This is a genomic window from Gilliamella sp. wkB18 (genome assembly GCF_001690875.1).
GTDB lineage: Bacteria > Pseudomonadota > Gammaproteobacteria > Enterobacterales > Orbaceae > Gilliamella > Gilliamella apicola_A.
On sequence record NZ_LZHM01000068.1, the window covers coordinates 71,734 to 83,368 of the forward strand.

The 11,635-nt window shown below is 34.0% G+C and carries 10 protein-coding genes; all 10 read right to left on the minus strand.

Annotated elements, in window-relative coordinates:
- Positions 1-175: 175 nt before the first annotated feature.
- Positions 176-1,285, minus strand: a complete 1,110-nt coding sequence (ribD, locus tag A9G48_RS07320; protein ID WP_034944828.1) for a bifunctional diaminohydroxyphosphoribosylaminopyrimidine deaminase/5-amino-6-(5-phosphoribosylamino)uracil reductase RibD — start codon at positions 1,283-1,285, stop codon at positions 176-178.
- A gap of 11 nt (positions 1,286-1,296) precedes the next feature.
- Entirely contained in the window at positions 1,297-1,749 is a 453-nt protein-coding gene (gene nrdR, locus A9G48_RS07325; RefSeq protein WP_034944295.1) for a transcriptional regulator NrdR, read from the minus strand.
- Positions 1,750-1,979: 230 nt separating this feature from the next.
- Complete coding sequence (gene thrC, locus A9G48_RS07330) at positions 1,980-3,269, minus strand: threonine synthase (RefSeq protein WP_034944298.1); 1,290 nt, start codon at positions 3,267-3,269, stop codon at positions 1,980-1,982.
- A 110-nt stretch (positions 3,270-3,379) separates the two neighbouring features.
- Positions 3,380-4,318: a homoserine kinase gene (thrB, locus tag A9G48_RS07335; protein WP_034944300.1), complete on the minus strand. Its 939-nt coding sequence runs from the start codon at positions 4,316-4,318 to the stop codon at positions 3,380-3,382.
- A complete protein-coding gene (gene thrA / locus A9G48_RS07340; RefSeq protein ID WP_065576015.1) occupies positions 4,319-6,775 on the minus strand; it encodes a bifunctional aspartate kinase/homoserine dehydrogenase I in 2,457 nt (818 codons plus the stop codon).
- Between the two features lie 340 nt (positions 6,776-7,115).
- Complete coding sequence (locus A9G48_RS07345; protein WP_034944307.1) at positions 7,116-7,445, minus strand: hypothetical protein; 330 nt, start codon at positions 7,443-7,445, stop codon at positions 7,116-7,118.
- Positions 7,446-7,587: 142 nt separating this feature from the next.
- Positions 7,588-8,343, minus strand: coding sequence for an SDR family NAD(P)-dependent oxidoreductase (locus A9G48_RS07350; protein WP_034944310.1), 756 nt, complete (start codon positions 8,341-8,343; stop codon positions 7,588-7,590).
- A gap of 177 nt (positions 8,344-8,520) precedes the next feature.
- A complete protein-coding gene (gene uspA, locus A9G48_RS07355; protein ID WP_034944314.1) occupies positions 8,521-8,973 on the minus strand; it encodes a universal stress protein UspA in 453 nt (150 codons plus the stop codon).
- 65 nt (positions 8,974-9,038) lie between these two features.
- A complete protein-coding gene (gene pitA, locus A9G48_RS07360; RefSeq protein ID WP_065576016.1) occupies positions 9,039-10,553 on the minus strand; it encodes an inorganic phosphate transporter PitA in 1,515 nt (504 codons plus the stop codon).
- A 68-nt stretch (positions 10,554-10,621) separates the two neighbouring features.
- Entirely contained in the window at positions 10,622-11,593 is a 972-nt protein-coding gene (locus A9G48_RS07365) for a bile acid:sodium symporter family protein (protein WP_065576024.1), read from the minus strand.
- Positions 11,594-11,635: the final 42 nt, after the last annotated feature.

Below are 11,635 nucleotides of genomic sequence, written 5' to 3' on the forward strand. Positions count from 1 at the left end.
ACATTAAAATAATCAAAAATATTAAAAAGTTATTAAAATATTGCAAAGTAATTGATATTAATTATCTCACGATGAGATAACATTCTAATTCATAAGATCTATTTTATATTTTATTCAATACTAATTGACATTTGCACTTTTATTTATAGCTTAATAAGAGAACTTGCTACAGTAATCATATTCTTTTTAAAATAACGCGCAAATCTTCACCAATCATTTTAATTGATTCAAACTTAAATTGGGGGGCTAATGAGAGCTTTTGTAGATTAGGAAGCATACACATATCCAATGCATTATGACCAAGTAATTTAGGTGCATAATAAATAATCAGTTCATCCACTAAATTTTGTTCTATCAATGCTCCCGCTAGGTGAGCACCTGCTTCAACCCAAACAGAATTCATCCCTTTTTGACCTAACATTGTCAGTAAATTCACTAAATCAATATTATTTTTTGGAGAAGATTCAGTTATTAATTGAATGTTAGGCTTATTGATTGGAATAGCTTGCTTCCGCACCAACCATATTTCACCTAATTGCTTAAAAAGTCTTTCATCACCTGTTAGTTGATTTTGACTATCAATAATAATGCGTATTGGTTGTCGAATATTTTCAGCAAGATAAACTTGTTTTATATCATTAGGTAATTCGGCATGCCTGACCGTTAAGCTAGCATTATCGGTTTGCACCGTCATGCGAGTACTTAAGATACAACTTGCCTGTGCTCTAAACTGTTGCACATCCTGTCTTGCCAAAGTTGATGTGATCCATTTGCTTTCCCCCGATGCCATTGCAACTTTGCCGTCTAGAGAAGTAGCAAGCTTAAGTTGTACATATGGTAACCCAGTTCGCATTCGTTTTAAAAAACCTTTATTGAGTGATTCAGCTTGATCAGCTAATACTCCAACCACAACCTCTATTCCCGCATCTCGTAATCGATTAATACCATTACCAGAAACATCTGGATTAGGATCTTGCATCGCAATAACAACACGTTTGATTTGTGATTTAATTAAGGCATCGGCACAAGGTGGAGTTCGACCAAAATGGCTACATGGTTCTAATGTTACATATGCTGTTGCGCCTTGAGCATTATCACCCGCCATTTGCAGTGCGTAAACCTCAGCATGAGATTCCCCTGCTTTTTGATGGTAACCCTTTCCAATAATTTCATTGTCTTTTACAATAACGCAACCAACATTAGGGTTAGGCGATGTTGTAAAACGACCAAGCTTAGCTAGCTCAATTGCTTGCTGCATATAAAAATTATCGTTATTGCTTGTCATCATCTGGAAAATTATTTCTGTTGTAACTTAGCAATTTCATTACTAAATTGTTCGATATCATCAAAACTAAAATAAACCGAAGCAAAGCGAATATAAGCTATTTTATCTAGGCTTTTAAGTTCTTCAATCACATAATCACCAATTAATTTTGCTGGAACTTCACGTTCACCTGTTGCTCTTAGTTTAGATTTTATACGTGTAATCGCATCTTCTATATCATCAAAACTCACTGGACGTTTTTCAAGAGCTCTTTTGATACCATTACGTAATTTAGCTTCATTAAATGGCTCTCGAACTTTATTACTTTTAATTACATTAGGCATAATTAATTCAGCAATTTCAAATGTAGTAAAACGCTCATTGCACTCGACACATTGGCGGCGACGACGAACTTGATATCCCTCACCAACAAGACGTGAATCGATCACCTTTGTATCATCTGCATTACAAAACGGACAGTACATAACAACATCCTTATAATGGCATAATTAGGATTACAATAGCTGAAATTTATAATTTAAACAAGTTTGGTTAATATCTTCTATTTTTAGATAGACATGTATAAGTAAATTTGAGCGTTGGAAATAAATATGGCGAGGCTTTGAAAGTAAAATTAGCTAATTAATGAATATAAACAAATAGAGGTTATTATCATTAATGGAAAAGTTCCGCGCCAATTTGGCGACGGAAAAATTTACCAATTTAAGTTAATTAAAAAATCACGCAATTTAACAAAATCATTAGGCATATTATGGGAAAGTAATGTCATATCTGCTCTTTCCGCTAACTCTTTAGGCAATGGAACTGATTTACCTAAAATATCTTCAACCACTTCTTTAAATTTAGCAGGATGTGCCGTACCTAAAAATAGTCCATATTCACCCTCTTGTAACTGATCACGCAGTGCTCGATAAGCAATTGCACCATGAGGTTCAGATAAGTAACCTTTTTGATCAAGTTCACAAACAGTTTGCTTAGCAACTTCATCCGAAACAGTAGCATGACCGAGTGATTTAAGATCCCATCCCTCACGCTTATAAATCTCTTCGATACGTGGCCAGTTATTTGGTTGGCTTACATCCATTGCATTCGATAATGTTGCAATGGTTGTGTGAGGTTCCCATTTACCGGTTTCTAAATAACGAGGTACTGTATCATTGGCATTCGTTGCGGCAATAAAGCGTTTAATAGGTAATCCCATCGTTTTCGCAAGTAGACCAGCTGTTAAGTCACCAAAATTGCCACTCGGTACAGAAATAACCAGCTGTTCACGTTGGGTTGATGTGAGTTGTGCAAAAGCTTCAAAATAGTAACAGATTTGTGCTAATAATCGGCTAATATTAATTGAGTTAGCGGAGTTTAAACCTATTGTTTTTTTCAAATCGTCATCATCAAATGCCTTTTTAACTAAGGCTTGACACGCATCAAAGTCACTTTGAATAGCAATTGTATGTATATTATCACCCAAAGTACAAAATAACTTTTCTTGTAATGGACTAATTTTACCTTCTGGATATAAAATCACGACGCGAATATTTGGTAAATGATAAAACGCATGAGCAACAGCCGCACCAGTATCACCAGAAGTAGCAGTCAAAATAGTAATTTTTTTGTCAGCGGCAACTTGCACTAACGCTTGCGCCATAAAGCGTCCACCAAAATCTTTAAATGCCAATGTTGGTCCATGATATAGCTCTAATGAACCAATATCTGCTTCTACAGAAGTTACTGGAGCAGGGAATTGAAATGCATTTTTAACAAGTCTATGCATATCATCATGATTAATCTCATCACCAATAAAAGCAGATAAGATCTTGGCACTTCGAGTAATAAAATCAAGTTTTAATAACGACTCAATTTCAGCTAATGAAAATTTAGGTAATTCTTGAGGAAAGAATAAACCTTGTCCTCTTCCTAATCCTTGTTGAACTGCTTGTGCAAAGCTAACTTGCTGGGAATGATCTTTTAAGTTATATAATTTCATAATATTTTCCGGTTATCTTTATGCTGTAATATTTCACTCTTCGTAATATCAACTTGTTCAATAATAATTGGCATTTTTGTTATATTTAACTCTACTTTTTATAGTAAACATTAAATAACTCTTGTTCCTTGAGTATCAATTTTACAAATATGAGTAAAACCTTCATCATTTTGCAAATAATATTTTTTAAGTAATAATTCAATTTGCTGAGCTGTTTCAAGTTTATCTGCAATCACAAACATTGTTGGCCCTGAACCTGAAATACCCGATGACAAAGCACCAAGTTGCTTAACCCGTTTTTGAGTTTCATCAAAATTAGGTAATAATTGTTTACGATAAGGCTCAGCAATATTATCAAAAAGCATTGTGGCAGCCAGCTTAGGTTGTTTGGTATAACAAGCATGCAAAAATCCCCCCACATAGCGACCATGCGATACACAATCAGACCTTTGATATTGAGCAGGTAAAATTGCACGTGCTTCAGCCGTTGATACCTTTATACCTGGATAAGCCATCACCCAATACCAATCATCAAAATGCGGAATTGACTCACTAATAATACCCATCTCATTAAGAATAAGTTGCATCCCACCTAAATAGCATGGCGCAACATTATCATAATGCACACTGCCCGAAATACGACCTTCAAGTTCTCCCATCATGGATAACATTTCAAATTCATTAAAAGGTTTATCAAAAAACTCATTTAATGCAACCAATGCACCAACTACTGAGCACGCACTTGAACCTAAACCAGAGCCAATTGGCATATTTTTTTCAAGAGTCATACTAACAGGTAAAGTTTTACCCATTGCTTGACAAAATCGCTGCCAACATTGAAATACAATATTACATTTTGGATCACGTGGTAGCTTTTTGACAAATTGACCTTTGCTAGTAAGGGAAAATTCGTTAGCAGATTTAACTGTAATACAGTCACCAAGCATAGTACCATTAATCGGGCTAATTGCAGCGCCTAATATATCAAAACCAACACTAATATTGGCCATTGATGCAGGCGCATAAACAGTTAAAGATTTATGAGTCATTTAACCTCCGATTTTACCTGATGTTGTACGTAAAATATCAGCAAAAACACCTGCTGCAGTAACATCATTACCAGCACCATAACCACGTAATACAAGAGGAATAGGTTGATAATAACGAGTATAAAAAGCTAAGGCATTTTCGCCATTTTTGACTTTATAAAGAGGATCTTCGCTATCGACAGCTTCAATTCTAACACTGCATTGATGGTTTTCTATGCTACCCACATAACGTAGAACTTTACCTTCTTTTGCTGCTTGTTCAGATTTTGCTTTAAACTGTGCATCTAACTGCGGTAATTTAGCCATGAAATCATCAATGCTACCTTGTGCATATTCAGGAGGTAATACGGATTCGACATTGATTTGATCCAATTCTAATTGTAAACCTGATTCTCTAGCTAAAATAAGTAACTTTCTAGCTACATCGGTTCCAGATAGATCATCTCGAGGATCTGGTTCAGTAAAACCTTTCTCTTTAGCCAGTTTAGTTGCTTCAGACAGTGACATGCCTTCGTCAAGTTTACCAAATATAAAAGAAAGCGATCCAGATAGAATTCCCGAAAACTTGATTAACTCATCACCTGCATTAAGTAGATTTTGAAGATTTTCAATTACCGGTAACCCAGCCCCTACATTAGTATCATATTGGAATTTACGCTTACTTTTTGCTGCTTCTTGGCGTAAGCGTAAATAGTAGGCCATTGAGCTAGTATTTGCTTTTTTATTTGGTGTAACGACATGAAAGCCATTAGCTAAAAAATCTGCGTATTTGTCAGATACTTCGCAACTAGAAGTACAATCAACGAGAATCGGATTAAGTAATCGATTAGATTTGGCAAACTCAATAATACTATCTAATGAATATTTAGTATCACTCTGTTTGATTTGATCACGCCAATTACTAAGATCAATACCGTCTCTATTGGTTATGCTGTGTTTAGAGTTAAACAAACCACATACTCGCAAATCAATCTGTTTGTTTTTAAGCCATTTCTGTTGACGTCCGATTTGGTCGACAAGCGCACCACCAACCCCACCAACACCAATAACAAAGACATCAAGCATTTTATCAGTACCAAATAACATCTGATGCGCAACACGAACGCCCATTACAGCAACATCATTATCAACTACAACTGAAATTGAGCGCTCAGATGAACCTTGTGCTATAGCAACAATATTAATATTAGCTCTGGCTAATGCTGTAAAGAAATTAGCTGATAAACCACGTAAGGTACGCATGCCATCACCTACTACAGAGATAATAGCAAGCCTTTCAATCACCTCGATCGGTTCAAGTAATCCATCTTTTAATTCTAAGAAAAATTCATCACTTAAAGCTTCTTCTGCACGATAAAGTTCTGTTTGTGGCACACAAAAACTAATGCTGTATTCAGATGATGATTGAGTAATAAGTACAACTGAAATGCCAGCATAAGACATCGCAGAAAAAACACGTGCCGACATACCAACCATACCTTTTAATCCAGGACCTGAAACATTGATCATTGCCATGTTATTTAAATTGGTAATACCTTTCACAGGTGTGGTTGAGTCAACAATATTAGCACCAATTAATGTGCCTGGCGCATCAGGATTATTTGTATTTTTGATTAAACAAGGAATCTGAAATTGGGCAATAGGTAAAATAGTTCTTGGATGAAGCACTTTTGCTCCAAAATATGAAAGTTCCATCGCCTCTTGATAAGACATTGTTTTTAGTAATTTGGCATCTGGTACAATACGGGGATCACAAGTATAAACTCCATCAACATCGGTCCATATTTCACAGCTATTTGCTCTTAAACAAGCTGCTAATACGGCAGCAGAATAATCAGAACCATTTCGTCCAAGCACAACTAATTCACCTTTTTCATTACCGGCAGTAAAACCAGGCATTAGAATAAAATTGTCTTGTGGAATGTGCATTTCAGCAATTCGATGAGTCGATTCAGGTATATCAACAGTCGATTCTAAATAATCACCTTCTGCAATAAGCATAGCAACAGGATCTATTACCGTGATCGTATGGCCTCTTGCTTTGAGAAGTTCTTGCATAATAGCAATTGATAGCTTTTCTCCACGACAAATAATTGATGCATTGATACTATCAGGACATTGACCGAGTAAACGAATACCTTCAAGTAATTGGTTAACATGATTTAATTCATTAAGAGCAAAATGCTTCATCTCTTCATAAGCAAAATTAGGTTGAGCTTTTGCAAGACCTGCTAATAAATCTGCAAATATCTTTTCAGCATCATAAATGTTACTTTTGATATCTTGCCCAGCAACCGTTTTTTCAACCATGGCTACTAAATGGTTGGTAATTTTAGCAGGTGCCGATAAAACAGTAGCGGTTTGCTCTTGTTTAGCATTATTTTCAATAATTTCTGCAACTCGCAAAAAGCGTTCTGCGTTAGCAACAGATGTTCCTCCAAATTTTAAAACTTTCATATCACACCTTACTTATTATCTTAGTTTATGCCCATTACTATATATAATTATGGTTTTTAGAACTTATTTATAGGTATTAAAAATCTTGTAGTCTGATAATTCTATTTTTAATTTTTTTCACAGGTTGACTACTTTATTTCCATGCAAAATAAAAACCCGCCTTTAGGAGGCGGGTTTTTTAATATTTATTGAAAAAATCAACCCGCCCTAGATTACGTAATAGTACCTAAGGTGCCAATAATTCCTGTCATATTAACTAAAATTATCATGATTTTTCCTAAGAAATATTTAATTAAACTAAAAACAAAACAGCCCGACATTTTCATGTCAGGCTGTAATTTTAAAAAACCTTTTTGCTATTTTCGTATTCATTAACAACTTTATTCAATGCCTGATATATGCATTTTTCATCTTGTTTTTTTAATGCTTCATCTAAAATATTAAGATACGATGACATTAATTTTTGATTATCTTCGGCAAATTGTGGTGATACTTCTTGATCTTCATATAACATAACATATGTACGAGCAAATCCAAAAATCAAAAAATAAACCGACGCATTTTTTGGATCTTCTTGAATTAATGCTCTCATTGCCTTTCTTAGCTTTACATAACTATCAGTACCTGGCAAACTTGTCGCAAATGTTTTCGTTACTTCTGAAAATGTCATTGCAGTGAACCTCAATCAAAAATTATAAGATAAAAGAATATCAATCCATTAACAGAAGTGCAAGTGCATTTTATTTGCCAAATGTAATTTTAATTTTGAATAAAATCGGCGCTCATAACTCAATACCGATTATGTCCTATGATTACTTTATTTCTTTATAAATGGATAACCCAGCTGAAGCTTGTGCTACTGGCATTATTTCAATTGAATTAACATTGAAATGTGCTGGCGTATTGACTAACCATGAAACAGTATTGGCTATATCTTCTGGAGTAATATAATCAACATCTTTATATATAGCAGCAGCTTGCTTATCATCACCATGGAATCGTACATTTGAAAATTCTGTACCTCCACATAAGCCTGGTTCAATATTAGTTACTCTTATTTTTGTACCTAATAAATCAGCACGTAAATTAGCACTAAATTGTTTAACAAAAGCTTTAGATGCACCATAAACATTTCCGCCTTTATAAGCATAAGTACCAGCTACAGAACCAAGATTAATAATATAACCAAAATTGCGCTCAACCATCTCGGGTAAAATTTGTCGAGTTAAATTTACTAGCCCAATAATATTAGTTTCAATCATTGTTTCCCAGTCGTTATAATCTGCTTCATAAGCAGGCTCTAAACCTAATGCTAAACCTGCATTATTTATTAAAATATCTATTGTCTTAAATTCATTTGGTAGTTGCAATAAGATAGTGTTTACTGCATCTTTTTTAGTTATATCTAATGGTAATGAAAAGAAATTAGCGCCTAATTCACCTGCAAGTTTTTGTAGTTTATCTGCACGTCTAGCTATACCTACAACTTTATAACCATCTACTATAAGCTTACGGCAAATCGCCTTCCCAAATCCAGAGGATGCGCCTGTAACTAAAGCGATATTCATATAAAATCTCCTTATCGGCTAAATAACAATTTGGATGTATTATCATAAACTACAATATACATAAAAAAGAAAGCATCAAATAAAATATATTAAAGTACATAATTTACTGAATTTTTCTACAACCTTATAAAATAGTTACAAAAAACCCGCTAATTAAGCGGGCTGGTATTTAATACTTCATTTAGCAGGTCCTTCCACTGGCTCTTCATCTTTTAATGGAACAATCAAAGTATCGATATGAGTATTATTGATAAGTTGACGGGCAGAAGACATTAATTTACTCCAGAAATCTTGGTGATGACCACACACAACTAGATCAATGTTATACTCATGAATAGCTTCAATTAATACTTGACCAAATTCACCGTTACCTGAAAGCGTATGGGAGATAGGATAGCCAGCGCCATCCACTAATTTATTTAATGCAAGATGTGTATCTTCAGTAATTCGGTCTTTCATATCATTCATATTGATATCAACCAAACCTGTGTAAAGATCTGAATAATTAATACCAACATGAATCAATGATATTTGAGCATTATATGGTCTGGCCATAGAAACTGCTTTTTCGACAAGTAGTTCACTTTCTGGTGATAAATCCACTGCAACTAAGATGTGTTTATAAGCCATAATACATTACTCCTTCCAATTTAACGGTCAGACAAAACTTCAAAAGTGATATTATCTTTTTACTACTAAATCAATTTTTGAGCAAGCCAAAAAAGTGCCCCAGATAACAAAATTGAAATTGGAAGTGTTAAAATCCAAGTTAATGCAATATTTTTAATAGTTTTACTTTGAACGCCACCACCATCAACAATCATTGTTCCGGCAACTGATGAAGAAAGTACTTGAGTTGTTGATACTGGCATACCAGTATAACTTGCAATCCCAATTGATAAAGCGGTAGTAATTTGTGCCGATACTCCCTGTGCATAAGTCATCCCTTTTTTACCAATTTTTTCACCAATAGTAATAGCTACACGACGCCATCCTATCATTGTTCCAATTGCTAGCGCTGAAGCTACCGAAATAATGATCCAAATCGGCGCATATTCAACAGTTTTAAGTAAATCGTTATTCAAAGATTTCAAATATTGTTTTTCCTCTGTTGTCACGCTAGCTTGTTTAGCTACATGCGAAACAGTATCCGATAAACATAATAATATGCGTCTAGCTTGTGAACGTTGTTCAACGGTGAGTGATTCATAATTATTCATTTTATTAAATAAATTATGAGCAATACTCAGTGTTATAAATGAATGTGAATAATCACAATGATACTTATTCAAATCGCCTTCTAGAATACTTGTATCTAATGCTGGTTGCTTACCTATTATTGTAGTTAGATCATCATTGTGAGTAATAAAATACTCTTGAATATTATCAATAGCATTACGAGTATTAGTAATATCATAGGTAGACGCATTCATATTAACAATAAAACCCGCAGGAGCGATGCCCATTAATACTAACATTAATAAACCAATACCTTTTTGACCATCATTAGCACCATGAGAAAAGCTCACACCTGCAGCTGAGATAATAAGCATTATCCTGATCCAAAAAGGTGGTTTTTTCTTACCATAAAGTTTCTCTCGCTGCTCTGGAGTCATGAAAATACGTTCTCTTTTTTTGCTACTTTTTTTACTTTGGCTTTTACGAGTCCAATACTTCCGCAATAGAAAGATCATCAAGCCTGCAATCACAAGACCTACAACAGGAGAAACAATCAAGGATAAAAAGATATGAATCATCTTAGGAATATTAAGTGCATCAATAATTGATGTATCCATAACCAATGCATTTGCAAGTGCTACTCCAATAATAGAACCAATTAATGTATGTGAGCTTGATGCAGGAATACCAACAAACCAAGTACCTAAATTCCAAATGATTGCTGCAAATAAAATAGAAAATACCATAGCAAGCCCATGAGCAGAGCTTACATTAAGTAATAAATCAGTTGGTAACAAATGCACAATGGCATAAGCCACACTAAGTCCACCAAGTAGTACGCCAAAAAAATTAAATACTCCGGCCATAAAAACTGCAAGTTGTTCTTTCAATGCCCTTGTATAAATAACAGTGGCAACAGCATTAGCAGTATCATGAAATCCATTAATAGCCTCATAAAAGAGTACAAAAAGTAAAGCTAAGACTAATAATATAATGGTTGAGAATTCTAAATCTGCAAATAGATGAAACATAATATATCTTTCTGTTGTTAATAGCGTTTCTATTATCCTTGAGAATAGTCTAATGAGCAAAACAATTTTTACATTTTTCGTTTAGCATAACGAGCAGCCAAAAAAGCACAAATCATTAATTGAATTTGATGAAAGATCATTAAAGGTAAGATCAAAATACCCATCATCGACATGGGGAAGATAACACTCGCCATTGGAATACCACTTGCTAAGCTCTTTTTTGAACCACAAAATACAATTGTAATCTCATCTTCTTTATTAAAATCAAAAAATCTTGCGCTATAAGTGGTAATAATTAAAACTATTACTAAAAGAATAATTGAGAAAAATATAATATTTAACAAAGATAAAAAACCAACTTGCGACCATATACCATTAACAACCGCATCACTAAAAGCGACATAAACCACTAATAAAATCGACAAACGATCTGTTTTAGAAATAATATTTTTATATTTATCTATCCATTTACCAATAAAACGTCTAGATAAATGCCCAGCAACAAAAGGCAACATTAATTTCAGCATAATAGAGATAATTGCATCAATTATGTTCATTGACGCCGAAGTTTGAGTGTGTATTAACAATCCTACTAAAATCGGGGTAATAAACACGCCCAATAATGTTGATGCTGAGGCACTGCAAATAGCAGCTGCCACATTACCTTTAGCTATTGAAGTAAATGCTATTGCTGATTGCACAGTTGCTGGTAAAACACAAAGATAAACAAACCCTAAATAAATATCATGTGATAAAAAAGTGGGCACTAGTAACTGCATCATCACGCCTAAAATAGGGAATATTACAAATGTAGTTGTAAATATTAACAAATGTAATCGCCAATTTTTTATACCAGAGACAATTGCTTGAAAAGAAAGTTTTGCACCATGCATAAAAAATAACAAGCCAATAGCAAAAGTGGTAAGGCATTCAAAAACTGTTTTAGCCTGTCCTTCACAAGGAAAAAAGCTAGCTGTAATCACAACACAAATTAGAATCAATAAGAATGAATCAATTTTAAAACGCTGAAATATATTCATCATTTTTAGTATCTTTGATTAACAAGAATAAAAAAATCGCCA

Bases quoted from the DNA above. Each gene is read 5' to 3' on its own strand.
- ribD (WP_034944828.1), bottom strand. From the start codon at position 1,285: ATGACAAGCAATAACGATAATTTTTATATGCAGCAAGCAATTGAGCTA.
- nrdR (WP_034944295.1), bottom strand. From the start codon at position 1,749: ATGTACTGTCCGTTTTGTAATGCAGATGATACAAAGGTGATCGATTCA.
- thrC (WP_034944298.1), bottom strand. From the start codon at position 3,269: ATGAAATTATATAACTTAAAAGATCATTCCCAGCAAGTTAGCTTTGCA.
- thrB (WP_034944300.1), bottom strand. From the start codon at position 4,318: ATGACTCATAAATCTTTAACTGTTTATGCGCCTGCATCAATGGCCAAT.
- thrA (WP_065576015.1), bottom strand. From the start codon at position 6,775: ATGAAAGTTTTAAAATTTGGAGGAACATCTGTTGCTAACGCAGAACGC.
- A9G48_RS07345 (WP_034944307.1), bottom strand. From the start codon at position 7,445: ATGACATTTTCAGAAGTAACGAAAACATTTGCGACAAGTTTGCCAGGT.
- A9G48_RS07350 (WP_034944310.1), bottom strand. From the start codon at position 8,343: ATGAATATCGCTTTAGTTACAGGCGCATCCTCTGGATTTGGGAAGGCG.
- uspA (WP_034944314.1), bottom strand. From the start codon at position 8,973: ATGGCTTATAAACACATCTTAGTTGCAGTGGATTTATCACCAGAAAGT.
- pitA (WP_065576016.1), bottom strand. From the start codon at position 10,553: ATGTTTCATCTATTTGCAGATTTAGAATTCTCAACCATTATATTATTA.
- A9G48_RS07365 (WP_065576024.1), bottom strand. From the start codon at position 11,593: ATGAATATATTTCAGCGTTTTAAAATTGATTCATTCTTATTGATTCTA.